The sequence below is a fragment of the Bacillus sp. 179-C3.3 HS genome (assembly GCF_047229225.1).
GTDB lineage: Bacteria > Bacillota > Bacilli > Bacillales > Bacillaceae > Bacillus.
The window spans coordinates 127,716-146,950 of record NZ_JBFEFT010000005.1 but is presented as its reverse complement, the minus strand read 5'-3'; the positions used below and the strand labels follow the sequence as shown (position 1 = coordinate 146,950).

Below are 19,235 nucleotides of genomic sequence, written 5' to 3'. Positions count from 1 at the left end.
AGGGGAAGGTCAAATGACATTACCTACATCTGTGCATATCAGGGAGGTAGGGCCAAGAGACGGGCTCCAAAACGAATCAACTTGGCTGGAAACAAACGAAAAGTTGACTTGGATTGATCTGCTCTCAGCAGCTCATCTTCCTTACATTGAAGTTACCTCATTTGTCCATCCAAAATGGGTTCCAGCCTTAAAAGATGCCAAAGCATTAGCCCAATCACTGAATAAGAAAAACGATGTGACCTATGCAGCCCTCATTCCTAATCAAATAGGATTGGCCCATTTCTTTGAAGCGAATTTAGATGAAGGCGCCATGTTTATCTCTTCGAGTGAAACACATAATCAAAAGAACATAAATCAATCCATACATGAAACGCTTCTCTCCATCAAACAAATGACAGCAGACCTTAAAGCAGAAGGACGAAACACACGCGCGTATATTTCAACTGTATTTGGATGTCCGTATGAAAACCAAGTATCCATGGATCAGGTGCTTCGTCTAACCGAAAAACTGCTATCCTATGGCATCGATGAAATATCCCTCGGAGATACGATTGGAGAAGCCCACCCGCTACAAGTAGAAAGAAGACTAGACATATTACTTGAACGATTCCCTGCCGATAAAGTAGCCCTTCATTTTCACGATACAAAAGGAATGGCACTTGCCAATATTTATACAGCATTAAAGGCAGGGATAACAAAATTTGATTCTTCTTGTGGAGGGCTAGGCGGCTGTCCATATGCCCCTGGATCTAGCGGAAATGTCGCGACAGAAGACGTGGTGCATATGTTGCAAAAATTAGGCATTGAAACAAGTGTCGATCTACCTGCAATGATAAAAGCGGCAGAATGGATTGAAGCAAAAGTAGAACGGACACTGCCTAGTCACTGTCTACGTGCTTTTCACTCTCAAACTACTTGATAAAGGATGAATACCGTGGAACAACTAGTTCAATTTTCAATCAAAGAAGCGATTGGCGTGTTGACCTTAAATAGACCGAAAGCTGCCAATGCCTTATCCGCCGCAATGCTAACGGAAATCAATGAAACGATTCAGCACATACAGCACGACACACGAATCCGCTGCCTGCTGATCACAGGCGCAGGATCCCGTGTCTTTTGTGCAGGAGCCGATTTAAAAGAGAGGCGACATATGTCAGAGAAAGAAGTAAAACGCGCTGTCCTCACCATTCAACAAACCTTTTCAGCAATCGAAGAAGTAGCGATTCCAGTCATTGCAGTCATCAATGGGCACGCTCTTGGTGGTGGTCTTGAGCTTGCGTTAGCTTGTGATGTTCGCATCGCAAGCACCGAAGCAACACTCGGTCTGCCAGAAGCAGGACTAGCCATTATTCCAGGAGCTGGTGGTACTCAAAGACTTCCGCGCCTGATCGGGATCGGTCAAGCAAAGAAACTCATCTACACAGGCGCTTCCATTCGAGCTGAAAAAGCTTTGCAAATAGGCTTGGTCGAACACATATCAACACCGGATTCACTTATGCATGATGCCGTCACCCTTGCAACACACATCACCCAAAATGGACCCATTGCCTTAAAAGAAGCAAAACGAGCGATTCAATCAAGTCTTGATTCCGATTTACAAACAGGCATTGAGAAAGAATACGAAGCCTATTTACGACTGCTTCATACAGAAGATCGCATGGAGGGACTTCGGGCTTTTCAAGAAAAACGAACACCTCAATATAAAGGGAAATAAGAAAAGAGGGGATTGATCATGATCGAGGAATATGAGGTAAAAAAACAACAGATTTTAACAGGTGGAGCGGAACGATATCATCAAAAAAACAAAGAAAAAGGGAAATTATTTGTCCGTGATCGTCTTCACTTGTTACTAGATGACGACTCCTTCATTGAAGACGCTCTATTTGCAGAGTGTTCTGATGAAAGTTTACCAGCAGATGGTGTCGTCACAGGAACAGGTCGTATGAACGGACAAACCGTATGTGTCATGGCGAATGACTCTACCGTGAAAGCAGGCTCATGGGGCGTCAAAACGGTGGAGAAAATCATTAGAATCCAAGAAACCGCCGAGAAACTCAACTGCCCGATGCTGTATTTGGTCGATTCAGCTGGGGCTAGAATTACAGATCAATTGGCGATGTTCCCAGGAAGAAGAGGAGCGGGCCGTATTTTTTATAACCAAGTCAAGCTATCTGGGCGAATTCCGCAAATTTGCTTACTATTCGGTCCATCAGCAGCAGGCGGGGCTTACATCCCCGCATTCTGTGACATCGTCATCATGGTAGAGGGGAATGCCTCCATGTATTTAGGCTCTCCACGAATGGCAGAAATGGTCATTGGCGAAAAAGTGACACTGGAAGAAATGGGTGGCGCTAACATGCATTGCAGCATTTCAGGGTGCGGAGATGTATTAGCGAAAACAGAAGAAGAGGCCATACAATTGGCAAGAGATTATCTCACCTACATGCCTGCCAACTATACAGAAAAACCAAAAGCCACTGCCGCAAAAGCACCTGAACCATCTGACATCTCCATCCAAGACTTGATTCCAAAAGGCCAAAACACCCCATTTGATATGTATCAACTGATTGATTTACTCATAGACGAAGGATCCTTTTTTGAAATCAAAAAGCTTTTTGCCCCGGAGCTCATCACAGGCTTGAGTCGCTTTAACGGTCAGGCTGTTGGCATCATCGCCAACCAACCAAAGGTAAAAGGTGGCGTCTTATTTCACGACTCTGCTGACAAGGCGGCAAAATTTATTCAGCTATGTGACGCCTTCCATATCCCACTTCTATTTCTTGCGGACATTCCGGGATTCATGATCGGAACGAAAGTGGAACAGGCTGGCATTATTCGACATGGAGCAAAAATGATTTCCGCGATGTCAGAGGCGACAGTTCCTAAAATATCCATCATCGTGCGGAAAGCGTATGGTGCAGGATTATACGCGATGGCAGGACCGGCTTTTGAACCCGATTGCTGCCTTGCATTGCCATCTGCACAGATTGCGGTCATGGGACCAGAAGCTGCTGTGAATGCCGTCTATGCAAATAAAATTGCCGAACTCCCAGTTGAAGAGAGAGCCGCATTCATTCAAGCCAAACGCAAGGAATACCAAGAAGACATGAACATTTACGCGCTTGCATCCGAAATGATCGTCGATGGAATCATTCCGTTTGATCGTTTAAGAGAAGAATTATGTCATAGATTACAAGCCTATACATCAAAAGAAATGACATTTACGAGACGAAAACATCCGGTCTATCCGGTATAAAGGGGGCACCCTCATGAAGAATTCGACACCTGCGTGGATACCGGATGAGGAATTGATCAAAGAGACACGACTTTATCAATGGATGCACTCTCTCGGCTTTGCCTCCTATGATGCGTTTTATCAAGCCAGCATCAACCATACAGAATGGTTTTGGAAAGAAGCCGAAAAGGCGGTTGGGATCAAGTGGAAAGTACCGTATGAATCGGTCTTAGATCCATCATCATTCATGTGGCCATCATGGTATAAAGGCGGGAAATTAAACATCATTGACACAGCCATCAACAAATGGGCGGATGACGAAAAAACAACCCTTCAGCCAGCGATTATATGGGGCAATGAATCTGGTAAAAAAGAGACATGGTCCTTTCAGAAGCTACAAGAAAACGTCCATCGCTTAGCTGCTGGGTTTTTGAAAAAGGGGCTTCAAAAAGGAGATGTCGCGATCATTTACATGCCGATGCTCCCTGAAACAGTTGCGGTCATGCTTGCCTTTGCAAAAATTGGCGTGATTTTTAGTCCCGTCTTCTCTGGTTATGGAAGTGAACCACTTGCTGTTCGCATTCGGGCTTCTGGCGCCACCATTATTGTGACAGGGCACGAAGTCACAAGGCGAGGTAAGTTGATCAACATGAGAGAATGTGTCGCTGATGCGATCGAGAAGACAAATACGGTAGAAACAGTGATCGTCCATACTTCTTCTGAAACTGGTCATGTGCATGATATCAAGCTAAACGAGTTGCTAAAAGAAGAACCAATTACGGAAACAGCCTATATGACAAATGACGAGCCTTTGATGATTTTGTATACATCTGGAACCACAGGCACGCCAAAAGGCGCTGTTCATACACATGCAGGTTTCCCTTTAAAAGCCGCCTTTGATGCGGGACTATGTATGGATGTCAAAAAAGGAGACCGATTATTTTGGCTGACAGACATGGGATGGATGATGGGACCTTTTCTTGTCTTTGGCGGGCTGATCAACGGCGCAGCCATTGTCCTTTATGATGGCGCACCCGATTACCCAAATGAACAGCATATTTGGTCATTTATCCATCAGCAAAACGTCACTCATTTTGGTCTTTCACCAACCTTTGTTCGCTCCGCGATGCAGCAAAACATGTCTGACGTGAAGCTGTCACATGTCAAAGCCATCATATCTACCGGTGAACCGTGGAATGAAACGCCGTGGCGGTGGCTCTTTGACACAATCGGGCAAAAGAGCATTCCCATTTTAAATTACTCAGGTGGAACTGAAATATCTGGTGGAATCGTAGGAAGCACTTTGCTTCGACCAATCAAGCCCATTCTCTTTAATGCCGCCATCTTAGGAATGGCAGCTGATGTATACGATGAAACGGGACTTTCGGTCATAAATGAAGTAGGGGAGCTTGTCGTGAAAAAACCGTGGGTAGGGATGACATGTGGTTTTTGGAATGAGCCAGAGCGATTTGAAGACACTTATTTCAAACGATTTGAAGGGGTTTGGACGCATGGTGATTGGGTCATGCAAACAGAGAAAGGAGAATTTCACATCACGGGCAGATCAGATGATGTCATCAATACAGCAGGCAAACGGGTCGGCCCAGCCGAAATTGAATCCATTCTAGTGGGACATCCTGCTGTGCACGAAGCGGCGGTGATTGGGGTAAAAGATGAGGTGAAAGGGGAGGCGATTGTGTGCTTCATCGTGACCAGCTTACATGCTGATGAAGAAACGAAACTCATTCAAGAGCTCTCAGCACATGTTGGATCACATGCCGGAAAAGCGCTCACGCCAAAAGAAGTTCATCTCATTCCAGCTTTACCGAAAACAAGAAATGGGAAAATCGTTCGTCGTTTACTAAAAGGGGCGTATGAACAGCAACTTTCACCAGACCTTTCTTCACTAGACAACCCGAATGTGTATAAGCGCATCACCGAGTACTTAAAAACACATAAACAATAAAAAAAGACAGGAAGGACTCCTGTCTTTTTATTGCACGTGGAAATTCGTTCCATCCGTTGTCGCTTTAATAATGCCTGCTCGAATAACAAAATCCCCGAAGTGTTCATTTTCTTCTCGTTCTTTTGCATAGCGAGGCAACAGAGTGCCTAGCTCTTGTAAAATGTCTTCTTCGCCAACATTTTCTCGATACAGTTTACTTAATCTGCTGCCATCAAATGCGGCACCAAGATACATGTTGTATTTACCTGGTGATTTCCCAATAAAACCGATCTCACCTAAAGCATGACGCGCACATCCATTTGGACAACCAGTCATTCGAATCGTGATTTCTTTATCACTCAATCCGTTTTCTTCCACAATTTCTTCAATTCGATCAATGAGGCGAGGGAGGTAGCGTTCTGCCTCTGCCATCGCTAGACCGCATGTTGGAAGGGCAACACATGCCATGGAACTCCGGCGCAAAGCAGAGTGCTGCTGTCCATCAGATAAACCGAATTCCTGAATGAGCTGTTCAATTTGTTTCTTTTTATGTGAGGTGACATTTCCAATGATCAAATTTTGATTCGCTGTTAAGCGGAAGTCACCCGTATGAACCTTTGCAATCTCTCGAATGCCCGTCATCAGTTGATAATCATCATAGTCTGTGATACGTCCGCCTTCGACAAACATCGTATAATGCCATCTGCCATTGATCCCTTTTACCCAGCCATAGCGGTCACCATTGTGATCGAAGTGATACTCTCTGGCATCTAATAGGGCATATCCAAGACGGCGTTCAAGCTCTGCTTTCACATTGTCCAGACCAAGGCGATCGACCGTATATTTAAATCGGGCATTTTTCCTCACTGAACGGTTTCCATAGTCACGCTGAATTGTAATGACTTGTTTCGCAATCTCCACGACTTGATCAGGTGTACAAAAACCGATGACCTTCGCAAGCTGAGGATAGGTCGCAGTATCACCGTGAGTCATTCCCATTCCGCCACCAATGGCCACATTAAAACCAACCAATTGGTCATTTTCTAAAATCGCAATAAAGCCTAAATCCTGCGAAAATACATCAATATCATTCGAAGGAGGGACCGCCACGCCAATCTTGAATTTTCTTGGCAAATAAAGTGGTCCATACATTGGCTCAACTTCCGCATCTGGTGTTGCCGCCACTTTTTCTTCATCAAGCCAGATTTCGTGATACGCTCTTGTTTGCGGAAGCAGGTCATCACTTAGCTTTTTCGCAAGCTCGTACACATCGTGGTGCACTTCTGATTGATACGGATTCGATGTACACATCACATTCCGATTCACATCCCCACAAGCAGCAATGGTATCAAGCATTGTCGCATGAATGTCTTGAATCGTCTTTTTCATATTCCACTTTAAAATTCCGTGGAGCTGAAAGGTTTCACGCGTTGTCAGCTTTAATGTTCCGTTGCCGTATTTCTGTGCAAGCTCATCCATCACTAACCATTGTTTTGAAGTAGCAACTCCGCCCGGAAGACGAACACGTAGCATAAATTGATAGGCGGGTTCAAGCTTTTGTTTTTGTCGTTCATTTCTGAGATCACGATCATCTTGCAAGTAGCTGCCATGATGCTTCATGAGCCGGTTATCATCATCAGGTATGCCCGCTGAAATCGGATCAAGCATGACTTCTTTTAAGGTACCACGTAAGTAATTACTTCTTTCTTTTATATCCTCTACGTCACTTGGAGGGCCATCCGGCGCAGTTAATACAGTCTTCACCATCTCGTAAAAACTCCTTTCTTAAAGCATGAAATCAATATACGTCACGCTGATAGCGCTTTTGCTGTTGTAAATTGGCAAGGTAGCTTTCTGCCTTCTCTTTACTCATTGCACCTTCTTCCTGAATGATGGAAAGAAGGGTATTGTGGACATCATGTGCCATATGCTTTTCATCTCCACAAATATACACATAAGCGCCTTGCTCGAGCCATTCGAATAATTCTTTGCTGTTTTTCTTCATTTGGTGCTGCACATACACTTTTTCTTCCGTATCTCTTGAAAAGGCGACATCCATTTTTGTTAACACGCCATCTTTTAACCACTTTTGCCATTCTGTTTGGTATAAGAAGTCTGTGACAAAATGCTGGTCACCGAAGAATAACCATGATTTTCCGTTAGCACCGATTTCCTCACGTTCTTGCATAAACGAACGGAACGGAGCAATACCTGTGCCTGGTCCTACCATAATCATTGGCACATCAGGATCATGAGGAAGCTTGAAATTTTGGTTATGCTGAATATATACTGGCAATTTGTCACCTGGCTCTAAACGGTCTGCACATAAAATGGAGCAAACACCATGACGCGTTCTCCCGTGTGCATCGTATCTAACAGCACCGATTGTTAAATGGACTTCGTCTTCATTTGCTTTTAAACTACTCGCAATGGAATAAAGACGAGCGGGTATTTTTCTTAAGATCGTCGTGAAATCTGTTGCCGATCCTTCAAAAGGACCGAAATCGCGTGCTGCGTCCAATAAGTCTCTGCCTGCGATATACGCTTTTAGCTTGTCTTCGTTTCCTTCTTCTAAAAGGGTCTGTAGGGCCTCGCTTTTTGTCCATTGTGCGATCTTTTGAAGAAGAGGCTTTGTTAATACCGTAATCTCAAAATGCGAAGTGAGTGCTTCTTTTAAAGGAAGTGTATCTCCGTTTTTAAGAACAGGTACTTCTTCATTTTCATCCCATCCACAAATCGTGATTAGTTCATCAACAAGCGCCGGATCATTTGTCGGATAGATCCCGAGGCTGTCACCAGGCTCATAAACAAGTCCTGACCCTTCTAAAGATAACTCTAAATGCCGTGTTTCCTTGTTAGAACCACGACCATTTAAATTGATATTTTCAAGCACTTCTGCATAAAAAGGATTCGTTCTTGAATAAGGAGAAGCACCTGCACTGTTTTCGCCTGTAGACCCTTGTGGTAATGCGGAAACTTGACCTTCTCCAAGAGATTGGGTAACACCTTGAAGCCATTCCGAGAACGGCTCATCAAAATCAAGATCACAGTCTACCCGGTCAAAAAGCCGACTTCCGCCAAGCTCTTTCAAACGCTCATCAAATTCTTTACCTGTTTGACAGAAGAATTCGTATGAGCTATCACCAAGTGAAAGAACCGAATAGCTAAGGTGATCAAGCTTTGGCGCACGTTTGCTATGGACATACTCATGGAAGGAAATCGCATTATCCGGTGGATCACCCTCACCATGTGTACTAACGATGAGCAGTAAATTGTTTATTTTTTTCAGACTATTTGGTTTAAAATCTGTCATAGAAGAGAGTGTCACGTTGAAACCTTTCTCTTCAAGTTGTTGTGCTGTCTTTTTTGCTAAACCTTCGGAATTACCTGTTTGTGAGCCATAAAGCACGGTCACATCTTTGTTCACGACAGGCTGTGTCGAAGCTTGAGCAGAAGGGACTTGACCAGCGCCTTCTGAACCGGCAAGAGCTGCCTGTGCTGATAAATAACCAGTAAGCCAAATTTTTTGTTGATCTGTTAAAGTCGGGAGCAATTGATTCAGTAAATCCGCCTGCTCCTGGCTAAACGGACTGTTCAATACATGAAGTTGCAACGATATCCACCTCACAAGGAATATAAACATAGATTAATTCGATAGGAATTATATATATAGGTTCAAGTTGAACTTTACCGAAAGTTTGCCATTAAGTAAAATATATAATGTTGATGGTTATGATTAAGATTTTTAATACCTCTATTAGTTGAATGAGCGTATTTGTAGGGAATGGATCACATGATATGAAAGGGGAGCTATACGTTATTAAAGATTCTTAACATGTCAATCGTCATCATCTCTTTTTTACTAGTAGGGTGTGTTCACGGTCATTTTAAAAAAGCGAATACAGCACCTATGCAAGACATAAAAGACACAACATTTTCAGTTAGAGGCATACTGTTATATAAAAAAGAGAACGTTGGCTTCCTGCTTATCCATGATAAAGTCCCTAAAAAAGAGGATGATTTCTTAGAACCGAATAGGCTTATTGACAAGTATCAATCCGATCTTATCGTAATGGATCTGTCAAAAGTGAACACAAAGAAATTGAAACCTGGTCAAAAAATAGACATTTGGTTTGATGAACTAAAAGAATCCCTTCCACCTAAAACGACAGTAAAGAAATACAAACTGATCAACAGATGACGACGAACGCGAAATGATACATATCCCCAACATAAAAAAGGAGAAAAACGGGCGCGCGTTTTTCTCCTTCTTTTTTCATCATTATGCAGTTGGCATCCCCATGACAGCTTTCACTTCTAAATACTCTTCGATACCGAAATCTCCCCATTCTCTGCCAATACCTGATTGCTTAAAGCCACCAAATGGGGCGAAGTAATCTGTTTCCGCATTGTTAATGGTGATTTGACCCGCACGAATATGTTCTGCTACATATTTTAATGTCTTTTCATCTTGACCAATAACATACCCGGCCAATCCATACACGGTATCATTGGCAATTTCAAGCGCATGATCTAGGTCCCGATAAGTCAAGACACTCATTACTGGTCCAAAAATCTCTTCTTGGGCAATGACCATCTCATTTTGAACATTGGTGAAAATCGTATGCTTAGCGAAATATCCTTTGTCCAATCCTTCTGGCTTACCAGTACCGCCAGCTAGCAAGGTAGCACCTTCTTCAATGCCTTTTTCAATGTAAGACTGGACCGTATCCCACTGTTTTTTTGACACGAGTGGACCAGTGGCATGATCTTCTCTCGGGTCACCAACTGTAAACTTCGGAAGGGCATTCAGCAGCGCTTTTTCAAACGCTTCTTTCATTGATTCAGGAATGAGTACGCGAGTTGCTGCAGAACATACTTGCCCTGTATTCATCGCAATATGATGAATCGCTGTTTCTGCTGCTTCATTCACATCAGCATCTTCTAACACAATAAGAGGGGATTTACCACCAAGCTCAAGGGCCACTTTTTTTATGTTGTCTGCCGCGTTTTCCATAATTTTAGAACCAACGGCACCTGATCCTGTAAATGAGACGAAATCAATATCAGGATGTGAGCTAATGCCATCCCCAATCACTTCACCTGTTCCGTTCACGAGATTGAAGGCACCCTTTGGAACACCGGCTTCATCAATGATTTCAGCTAATATCATCGCAGCAAATGGTGTGATTTCTGCTGGCTTTAACACAACGGGTGAACCAGCTGCAATGGCACCAGCAATTTTAAGTGACGTTTGATTCGTTGGGAAATTCCACGGTGTGATCAATCCACTTACGCCAATTGCTTCCTTTATAATGGTATGTCCGCCACGATCTTCAGTAAAAGTATACGTTTTGAGGGCTTCTGCTGCTTTAGAGAAGTGTTCAAGGCCCATTTTATAATGTACTTCTTCTGATACTTTTAACGGTGCACCAAGCTCTTCTGTCATCACTTCTACTAGTTCATCCTTGCGTTTTTCATACCCGCGCACAATATTCTCAAGCATCTTCACGCGCTCGCTTCGAGACGTTTTTGAGAAAGAAGGGAAGGCGGCACGAGCGGCTTGAACAGCTTGATCTAAATCTTCTTTTGTCCCTAAACTAATCGTACCAATGACTTCCTCCGTTGCGGGATTGATAACTTCCGTTGTGTCATTTCCTGTTGATGCAACCCATTGTCCATGAATAAAGTGTTTCTCACGTTTTCTCATTTTGACATGTCTCCTTTTTTGGTTCATTTTGATTCATATTCTGTTTTTAGCTCATATTAAACAGTACCCACTGTCAAAAATCTAAAACGAAGAAACTGTCAAAAAAGGGTGTCTGATATAATACGCAAAGTGGGACATATGTCCTTTTCAATAGAAGGGCATCTATCTTTTAATGGAACTAGACGAAATAAAGAAGGAGCAATTGAAAGAATGAAGGGTGTTATTTTCGCTTTAATCGGAGGCGCTTGTATTACGCTACAAGGCGTTGCCAACGCACGAATTAGCCAAGACATCGGCACATGGCAAGCTGCCACCATCACACAGCTGACAGGATTTTTATTATCTCTTTTGATCTTGTTGATCGTCAGAGACGGACACATTCGAGAATTGAAAAAGGTGAAGCCGCTCTATTTAATGGGTGGCGCATTTGCTGCCATTATTATTTTTAATGAAGTGACCGCAATCCAAATGATTGGTGTAACGCTCACCATTTCTGCACTACTCATCGCACAGCTCACCTCTACCTTTGCCATCGATGCAAAAGGGTGGTTCGGTGTGCAGAAGAAAAAAATGAAATGGCCTCATTATGCAGGTATTCTATTGATGATCGCCGGCGTGATCATCCTAAAGCTATAAAGGAGGGAAGCACATGGAGGAGCTTCATCAAGCATCTCTTTTTTCCTCTTATATCGAGAGACATCAATTACAGCATGTCTTTCACAGTACCTTGCTATCACATGTGACACTATGGCGATATAGGCAAGGGGAGCTCATTTGTTCTAAAGGGGACAAAAGAGAATATATGTACTTGTTGGTGAAAGGGAAATTGAAAATTTTCACGACAACAAAAGAAGGGAAAACCTTTATTCTTTGTTTTAAAAACCCGCTCGAGGCGATCGGAGATATAGAATACATCCAGCAGACAGACATGGTGAATACTGTCGAAGCGGTCACAGAGGTACATTTGCTTCGCATCTCACATCAAGCTCTTTCACGCTATGCAAAAGAGGACCCACGTGTCTTAACCTTTTTGCTAAAAGGAATTACCAACAAATTTTATACGAAATCAAATGATTTGAGCTTTCATCTTTTACACCCTGTGGAGGTCAGACTCGCAAGCTATTTATTGTCTGTTTTATTAGACGAGGAAACCTCAAACAGCCAATTACGGTTGACAGATATAGCGAATTTAATTGGAACGAGCTACCGTCATATTAATCGCGTCATTCAGCAATTCGCTGAAAAAGGGGTGATCGAACGGCGAAGAGGAAACATTACGATTCGCGATAAAAAACGATTACTGGAAATAGCAGAACACAATATTTATGAATGAAAGACACGAAAGGATAAATGTATGATCATAGGATTATTATTAGCCATTACAGCTGGCGCACTTGTTAGCTTACAAACCATATTTAATCGACAGGTCAATGAACATACGGGCTCTTGGTCAACGACCACACTCGTACTAGGAATGGGTTTTATTGCTTCTCTCATGATGGGACTTCTATTAGAAGGGACCGGAATGTTTCAATTACGGCATATGCAGGCTTGGTACTGGGTAAGCGGGGCGATTGGGGTAGGGGTCGTGATCTGTCTCGTTCAAGGAATTAAACATTTGGGCCCAACATATGGGATTGCCATCGTCTTAATCTCACAACTAGGCTGCGCGCTTTTATTTGATTCCCTTGGATGGCTCGGATTAGAAAAAGTAGAATTTTCACTGACCAAACTATTAGGTGTTCTTGTAATCGTGGCAGGGATCTTAATTTTTAAATTGACCAAATTTGAGGAAATAACAGAAGAACAAAGGGAGCAGTAGAAATCGCCCCCCTTGTTCAAATTAATCGTCGCCAAAAGACTGTGATCGTAGATAAACTGACCAAAAGGAGCCTTTTCACTAGAGGCTTTTTTTTCTGCCCACCAGCACTTGGTTTACATTCCGTGCGATCCTTAGCCACGAGTTGACTCGAGGCTATTTTTCGTTCAATGGCCGCAGTGAGTGATAAGGCGAATGATACGTTTTTAATCATTAAAATGGATTCTGTATTTAAAAAACTTGATCTCGCATCCAAATTATACGTTCCGATTACACTGATCTGATCATCAATGACCATTGACTTCCCATGAATGGAATATGGACCTTCATATTCATATAAATGAACACCCGTTTTGATGAGTTCTTTTCTCGTGCTCAAATACCCAGCAAACGCTAAAGGATTCGGCGTCGATTTGAGGGAATTGGTGAGAATCGTCGTTTTGATCTCTTGAGATAAAGGAGTGAGTCCATCCTTCATTGGACGTGTTGGTATCACATAGGGTGTCTGAATGAAGACGGATCGCTTTGCTTGATGCGCCAACTCATTTAACTTTTTCAGCACCAGCGGACGCTTATTCAAACGTTCGACAGGATTAGAGAAAAAAGAGACTTGTTCCACAAAAGTGGCATCCTTTACCCAATCAAAAGATGCCATGACAAACGGCTCCTTTGTACGCACCGCCTCATGAAAAGATCTAAGTAATTGTTTCTTTAACTTTTCTCCTTTGTCTATTTTTCGTTTTGAACGAGCTGCTTTTTCTCTCGTCGTAAAGTCATGTTGCCAAAGATCATCAAAATATCGCACCATTTCATTTAAGACTTTTCCCTTTTTTGCATTGTAAATGAGAACATCGCGGTCATAAGCAAAATCTTTCGGAGGTTGATCTGCAAAATATTTATCACCGATGTTTCTACCGCCCATGACAGCAACTTCTCCATCTACCAGAATCAGCTTATCATGCAAACGATTATGCCACGTCCATGGCTTAAACAACTGAAAGGGCTCATAAAAGCGAATAGACATATTCGGTTGTTGGGCGACTGCATCCCGAAAATGCTTTAATGGTCCACGGAGGCTGTGACAGATCCCATCTAACAAAATTTGAACCTGCACCCCTCGCTCAGCTGCTTCCATTAAAGCGCCAAGGACCCATTCAGCAGTTCTTCCTTTTTGAATCGAATAATAGCTAAGGCGAATCATCTTTTTTGCCTCACGAATCATTTGTATACGAATCTGACCTGATTCAAACCCGTCGTCGAGAAGCATCACCTGATTTGCACCTTCTTCGTCTCCAGAAGATGAAGTCGCTTGATAAATGCAATGATCTTCGCATTTTTTTTGAACAGGTAAGTAAAACAGAACAAATGCGGTAATCAAGACATAAACCACATACAGAAAGATAAGAAAAAATAAGAGTTGAAGCATTTTGTCAGCTCCTTATCACAATCAACTTTTTTCTTATCTTGTGTCAAAATGAAATTTTCACTCATGTTGTGAATGATCATGAGAAAGAATCATCATTCAAACTTATTCACAATGAATGTTCAAACAATGATGATGAAGTGAGCGAAGAACGAGGTCTAAAGAAAGACTGATATGACAAATTGTAAACGTAAGTATAGGTTCCTTTAAATAAAAAGAGGGGAACAGTATAAAATAATCCCCTCTCTTTCAAAGAAATGGTAACTAAACATTGATCACGATTGATGTTGTTACAGGTGCTTTATTAGCGATCACAGTTGCTGTAACTTCAACTTCTTTGCTTGCGTTTTCTAACAAATTGACTTCGAATGAAAATGCACCAACTGGATCTGTCGAAACGCTTTCAGGTTGAACGATACTTTCAGGCGAACTTGACAGATTGACATTTACCGCTCTTAAAGGAACAGTATTACAAGTTACGATTCCATTCACTTGAAAACACCTATGATCTTTCTTGATGAATTCTAATGTGATTTCAGGGCAACTCGTTTTCACCATAAAATCATCTTCTCGATAAACTCTTCTTCCGCACCCACAGTTTCTAGCCATATTCACTCACATGCCTTTTCCAATTCTTTATTTTAAAAGTTTTGAACACACGTATCGCAAGGACCACCTGTATTTTTAAAGACAACATTGTCGACTAAAGCGGCACTACCCTCGGCTGGCCCCCCAATATTTTGGAAGGTGATACAGGCAGTAGTCGCTCCTGGTGGTGCACAAACGGTTAAAGAGTACTCTTGGAAGACACTTTGAGGTTGATTCGATACAGCAATAATATGCGGAATACCTTCGGTGAATATTGGATTCGTTGTCACAGTTCCTTCTGCAGTACCCGTATTGGTGATTAATGGTGGGCATGACTGTGGCGGGAAGGATACTGATGCAACTAAAACGCCTGTAGCTCTCACATCTCCGGCAAACGTAAGCGTAAAGCAGCAACCTTCTGAAACAGGAACAATTTGGTTGATAAAGCCAGGTGTTGCAACTGTTCCAACAGGTGGGGTAGGGTCTAAACCTAGAATACTAACAGATTGTATCGTTGGCGTTGTAGGATCTCCAACAAAACGACCACTATGTGCATCTGGGAAGTCCACAACCGTAGCAGTATCAGACGTCCATGACGCAGGTGGAGCTCCAGCAGCTGATAAATCAAATCCTGGGTTTGTTAACAGGTTCGTACATGGACAGCAAGCTTCCCCTGTAGGGCCGGTTGCACCTGTTGCACCCGTTGCGCCAGTAGGACCTGTTGCGCCGGTTGCACCCGATGGACCTGTAGGACCCGTCGCGCCGGTTGCACCCGATGGACCTGATGGACCCGTCGCGCCGGTTGCACCTGATGGACCTGTAGGACCCGTCGCGCCGGTTGCACCTGATGGACCTGTAGGACCCGTTGCTCCGGTTGCACCCGATGGACCTGTAGGACCTGTAGGACCCGTTGCGCCGGTTGCACCCGATGGACCTGTAGGACCCGTTGCTCCAGTTGCACCTGATGGACCCGTAGGACCCGTTGCTCCGGTTGCACCCGATGGACCTGTAGGACCCGTCGCGCCGGTTGCGCCTGAACCTGTAGGACCCGTTGCTCCGGTTGCACCCGATGGACCTGTAGGACCCGTTGCTCCGGTTGCGCCTGAACCTGTAGGTCCCGTTGCACCCGTTGCACCTCGTCTACCAGGTATTCCTCTCGGTCCACGCCTTCCAGGAACACCCACTGTCTTGATACAACAACAAACATCTAACCATTCTCCACATTGAGAACATCGTCTATACTTCACATGACTCACTCCTAAAAAAGATGTAATCATGACATAATATTAGAGAAATAAAAATATGTAAGGGCATTTGTGAACCTCGAAGATGTATTTTTTAAAACCGACAAAATCCTTGTCTGAAAACAGGTCATGAATACAAATACTATAAATAAAATTGGTGGAGATAATTAGAAAGATAAATGCTATTTTTATGCCTTTATTCCTATTTAACGACAGACATCGTGTTCGTAAAATTGGCCTTGATAAGGAATGAGTGACTTCTTCTGGATAAGATACTTGAATACAAAAACACTAACAAGTGCCATGGATACAAGGGCTAAACACTATCTAAAACTACGCGAACAAATGGAAGATTTGAAAAAAGCATTACAAAGTGTTGCCAAACTCGGTGACGACTTCACTGGGAAATATGCAGATAACATTAAAAACTTTTATAAAGAGCGGGCTGGGAATGTGGACATGATTATCAGTTAAAAGATAATTACTACTGCTTTGCTAATAAGTACAATTCTTGGGACGCCTGTTTAACAACATACTCAGGCAGATACTAAAAGTAATTTAGTGTTACTTTCCTCAAGAAGTGCAGGATCATAAAGAGTATCCGTACCAGTTTTTAAATTACTGCTACAGGTCTGTTCTGCACATTGGATGGACAAAAATAGATAAAATGGATTAAATTATAAGATCCCTTATGGTATTCTAGTAAAGGAATATCCATATAAAGGAGTATTTTATATGAAAATATTAGATTCTCCCTCGTTGTTTTCAGCTGTACAAGAAAGGTCTAAAGCATATGAACAGCTTCGGGAACAAATGACGGATTTGAAAAAAGCGTTAAATGGTGTATCGAACTTAGGGGATGAATTCACTGGGAAAGGCGCAGACAATATTAAAGCCTTTTATAAAGATCTTGCACTTTATGTTGAAACCTATGTTAACTTCATTGACATGCAAAAGGCGTTTTTAGATGGAGTGAAAGGGAAGCTTATTGATGCTTCGTTAGGCGGTAGTACTTTTATAGATGAACACTTTTTAGACACTCAATTGAAACAAGGGATTCAGAACAATAAAGATATGGTCACTGAACAAAAGGAAGCCTTATCCACTATTTTTAATGATATCAGTGATCTTATTGAGCTGAATGTATTTTCAAGTAAAGAGGTCAATGAACATCTAGACGATGCGAATAAAAAAAGAAAAGACGCAATTCAAGCCTTACATAAAATAGATAATGATTTAAAAAATGATTACGCAAGATCAGAAGAAATTGAGCATCACCTCAAGATATATTATACAAAAATGATGGCAGCGACAGGAAAAGGGAAGAACGCTCAGCCAATGTATTATGATGCAAAAGCTTTTCATGAGACAGATGTTTATAAGAACCATGATGAAATCGATGCAAAGGTCAATGCATATTTAAAAATGAAAAAAGAAGAAGCGGAAAAGAGAAGAATCAAAGAGCTAAAGGCAAAGCTTGATGATCCTTCTTGTATGTCAGTAGAAAAGTACTTTGAGATTGTAGATGAAATTGGTTACGATAATCTTTCAATCGATCAGAAATTGTACTATAGCCAGCTTCTCCAAATCAAAGCGCAGGAAGAGGCCTCAAATGGAATTTTCGATGGAGTTAAAGGGACAGTAGTGGGTTTATATGATGTGGCGAAAGATACAGTAGTCGGTATATACGATCTTGTCACTGACCCTGGTGGTGCTGTAGAATCATTTGTGACAGCTGTTTCTAATCCCCGTGAAACAGCGAAGGCGATTGAAAAAGCGATCTCAGACTCATATGAAAGAGACATGGTGAATGGTGATGCGTATTCTAGAGCTCATTGGGTAAGTTATGCAACAGGTACTATTGTAACATCTGTATTTGGAACTAAAGGGTTGGGGGCTACTACGAAGACGGGTGTAGTCAATACGACAACTGCAGTTGTGAATGGTGTATCTAAAACCAATAACTTTGTGAAAAATGTAAAAATATATGATTTACTACCGTATTCACCAAAGGTTCAAATAGCTGGTGGAGGAAAACTACCTTATAATGTGTTTGATGGGGAGAATCTGAAAAATAAGCTTCTTTCCATGGCGAAGGATCTAGACAATCAATCTGGCTTTGGAATCTCTCAGACAGACAGACGATTACCAGCACCAAAATCAGAAGGTAATGGAGGTCATTTGACTGCATCCAATAAAGGATCTAAGGGTACGGGTAATGTTTTAAGTGATGGTACAGTATGGGAAAATATAAAAATTACTCAACCACTTTATGAAGGTACAAAAATTCCAAAATCATTTGAATTAGTAGCAGATGGAAAAAAATTCTGGGTACATCCAAATGGGACAAAACATATGGTCGAGTATATAACAAGAGATGTAACTACACATGGTATGCCGATAAATAGTCAAACTTTATTGTCAAGTTTTCAAAACTCTGTTAAAAATGCTGTTAAGGAAGGCATTAAATATGAAGAAATCATGAACATAGGCAATTGGGAGTTAATATTTAGTAAACCCCGTGGAGATGGATTACTACCGGTAATAAAGCACGCTGTGTATAGGCCTTAGAAGGAGAAATGATTATGTTAAAAGTAACTGAATATAAAGGAAGTCAGACTGTAAATATTGAATATGATGTTTATACACCGATTAATATTGAATTCGGTTCTTGGAATATATCAAAGGAACCAACAATATATTGGAGAACTGGGGATTTCAGAAGATCTTTAATTGAAGTAGGCATTGGGAAATATACAGGTAATATTCGTTCTATTACACTAACTTTAAGTGAGAATGTACACAAAATGGAAAGTATAAACTTGGATATGAATAATATGACTTTGATTAAAGGTGTACCTATTTTTCAGATTGACGAATTTAATGATCAGCCATATATAGACGAAAAGGGTGAATTGAACGTTTATATAGGAATTGATAAGGTGTTAATTTCATTTTCAAAAAGTGATACTGTGTCTATTGTACAAAATGATACTGTGGGATTTGCTTTAGATAAAAATAAAATGGTTTGTGGCATTATCGTAAGTGGTATGTTAGAACATGAAAAGAAGACATTAGAAGATGCATTGAAATAAAGTATTGTGAATTACAAAAAATCACTAAACCTTGATTGGCTAGATGCCTTTCAAGGCTTTTCACCTTAATTTAACTGATAAACAAGTGTGATAAATGAATATGATTTTATTTGAGATTTCATAACTCATGAAGTAGTACCCTCATGGAGTATTAATTTAATATTTGGATTTTGTGA

The 19,235-nt window shown here is 41.8% G+C and carries 16 protein-coding genes and 1 pseudogene; 11 read left to right on the top strand and 6 right to left on the bottom strand.

What is annotated here, in order from left to right:
* Positions 1 to 13: 13 nt before the first annotated feature.
* The 4 genes from AB1K80_RS05615 to AB1K80_RS05600 are packed head-to-tail and all read left to right on the top strand — an operon-like array spanning position 14 to position 5,201.
* Entirely contained in the window at positions 14 to 919 is a 906-nt protein-coding gene (locus AB1K80_RS05615; protein ID WP_412855636.1) for a hydroxymethylglutaryl-CoA lyase, read from the top strand.
* A 15-nt stretch (positions 920 to 934) separates the two neighbouring features.
* Positions 935 to 1,714 carry an enoyl-CoA hydratase-related protein gene (locus AB1K80_RS05610; RefSeq protein WP_412855635.1) on the top strand — a complete coding sequence of 260 codons (780 nt, stop codon included), beginning with the start codon at positions 935 to 937 and terminating at the stop codon, positions 1,712 to 1,714.
* Positions 1,715 to 1,732: 18 nt separating this feature from the next.
* The gene (locus AB1K80_RS05605; protein WP_412855634.1) at positions 1,733 to 3,256 is read left to right on the top strand and encodes an acyl-CoA carboxylase subunit beta; all 1,524 of its coding nucleotides are present in this window, start codon (positions 1,733 to 1,735) and stop codon (positions 3,254 to 3,256) included.
* A gap of 13 nt (positions 3,257 to 3,269) precedes the next feature.
* The gene (locus tag AB1K80_RS05600; protein WP_412855633.1) at positions 3,270 to 5,201 is read left to right on the top strand and encodes an AMP-binding protein; all 1,932 of its coding nucleotides are present in this window, start codon (positions 3,270 to 3,272) and stop codon (positions 5,199 to 5,201) included.
* A gap of 27 nt (positions 5,202 to 5,228) precedes the next feature.
* On the opposite strand, the gene cysI is transcribed toward AB1K80_RS05600, so the two are convergent.
* Together cysI and AB1K80_RS05590 are read right to left on the bottom strand one after the other, a co-directional pair.
* Positions 5,229 to 6,947, bottom strand: a complete 1,719-nt coding sequence (cysI, locus tag AB1K80_RS05595; RefSeq protein ID WP_412855632.1) for an assimilatory sulfite reductase (NADPH) hemoprotein subunit — start codon at positions 6,945 to 6,947, stop codon at positions 5,229 to 5,231.
* A 31-nt stretch (positions 6,948 to 6,978) separates the two neighbouring features.
* Positions 6,979 to 8,793, bottom strand: coding sequence for an assimilatory sulfite reductase (NADPH) flavoprotein subunit (locus AB1K80_RS05590; protein WP_412855631.1), 1,815 nt, complete (start codon positions 8,791 to 8,793; stop codon positions 6,979 to 6,981).
* 222 nt (positions 8,794 to 9,015) lie between these two features.
* Between AB1K80_RS05590 and AB1K80_RS05585 the strand changes: the two genes are divergently transcribed.
* Positions 9,016 to 9,381 carry a DUF3221 domain-containing protein gene (locus AB1K80_RS05585; RefSeq protein WP_412855629.1) on the top strand — a complete coding sequence of 122 codons (366 nt, stop codon included), beginning with the start codon at positions 9,016 to 9,018 and terminating at the stop codon, positions 9,379 to 9,381.
* An 81-nt stretch (positions 9,382 to 9,462) separates the two neighbouring features.
* On the opposite strand, the gene AB1K80_RS05580 is transcribed toward AB1K80_RS05585, so the two are convergent.
* Entirely contained in the window at positions 9,463 to 10,890 is a 1,428-nt protein-coding gene (locus AB1K80_RS05580; protein ID WP_412855628.1) for an aldehyde dehydrogenase family protein, read from the bottom strand.
* Positions 10,891 to 11,100: 210 nt separating this feature from the next.
* Between AB1K80_RS05580 and AB1K80_RS05575 the strand changes: the two genes are divergently transcribed.
* The 3 genes from AB1K80_RS05575 to AB1K80_RS05565 are packed head-to-tail and all read left to right on the top strand — an operon-like array spanning position 11,101 to position 12,712.
* Positions 11,101 to 11,526 carry a DMT family transporter gene (locus tag AB1K80_RS05575; protein ID WP_412855627.1) on the top strand — a complete coding sequence of 142 codons (426 nt, stop codon included), beginning with the start codon at positions 11,101 to 11,103 and terminating at the stop codon, positions 11,524 to 11,526.
* 13 nt (positions 11,527 to 11,539) lie between these two features.
* A complete protein-coding gene (locus tag AB1K80_RS05570; RefSeq protein WP_412855626.1) occupies positions 11,540 to 12,223 on the top strand; it encodes a Crp/Fnr family transcriptional regulator in 684 nt (227 codons plus the stop codon).
* A 21-nt stretch (positions 12,224 to 12,244) separates the two neighbouring features.
* On the top strand, positions 12,245 to 12,712 hold the full coding sequence (locus AB1K80_RS05565; protein WP_412855625.1) for a DMT family transporter: 468 nt from the start codon (positions 12,245 to 12,247) through the stop codon (positions 12,710 to 12,712).
* A 16-nt stretch (positions 12,713 to 12,728) separates the two neighbouring features.
* Here AB1K80_RS05565 and AB1K80_RS05560 read toward each other — a convergent pair whose 3' ends face one another.
* The 3 genes from AB1K80_RS05560 to AB1K80_RS05550 all read right to left on the bottom strand — a co-directional run bounded on the left by AB1K80_RS05560 (position 12,729) and on the right by AB1K80_RS05550 (position 15,913).
* Entirely contained in the window at positions 12,729 to 14,135 is a 1,407-nt protein-coding gene (locus AB1K80_RS05560) for a phospholipase D-like domain-containing protein (protein WP_412855624.1), read from the bottom strand.
* Positions 14,136 to 14,396: 261 nt separating this feature from the next.
* Positions 14,397 to 14,741: a hypothetical protein gene (locus AB1K80_RS05555; RefSeq protein WP_412855623.1), complete on the bottom strand. Its 345-nt coding sequence runs from the start codon at positions 14,739 to 14,741 to the stop codon at positions 14,397 to 14,399.
* A 32-nt stretch (positions 14,742 to 14,773) separates the two neighbouring features.
* The gene (locus tag AB1K80_RS05550; RefSeq protein WP_412855659.1) at positions 14,774 to 15,913 is read right to left on the bottom strand and encodes a collagen-like protein; all 1,140 of its coding nucleotides are present in this window, start codon (positions 15,911 to 15,913) and stop codon (positions 14,774 to 14,776) included.
* Between the two features lie 300 nt (positions 15,914 to 16,213).
* On the opposite strand from AB1K80_RS05550, the pseudogene AB1K80_RS05545 reads away from it, so the two are divergent.
* The 3 genes and pseudogenes from AB1K80_RS05545 to AB1K80_RS05535 form a co-directional block, all read left to right on the top strand.
* Positions 16,214 to 16,435, top strand: a pseudogene (locus AB1K80_RS05545) (T7SS effector LXG polymorphic toxin); the annotation flags it as partial.
* A gap of 264 nt (positions 16,436 to 16,699) precedes the next feature.
* A complete protein-coding gene (locus AB1K80_RS05540) occupies positions 16,700 to 18,535 on the top strand; it encodes a ribonuclease YeeF family protein (RefSeq protein WP_412855622.1) in 1,836 nt (611 codons plus the stop codon).
* 14 nt (positions 18,536 to 18,549) lie between these two features.
* Complete coding sequence (locus tag AB1K80_RS05535) at positions 18,550 to 19,059, top strand: hypothetical protein (RefSeq protein WP_412855621.1); 510 nt, start codon at positions 18,550 to 18,552, stop codon at positions 19,057 to 19,059.
* The last annotated feature ends 176 nt before the right edge of the window (positions 19,060 to 19,235 follow it).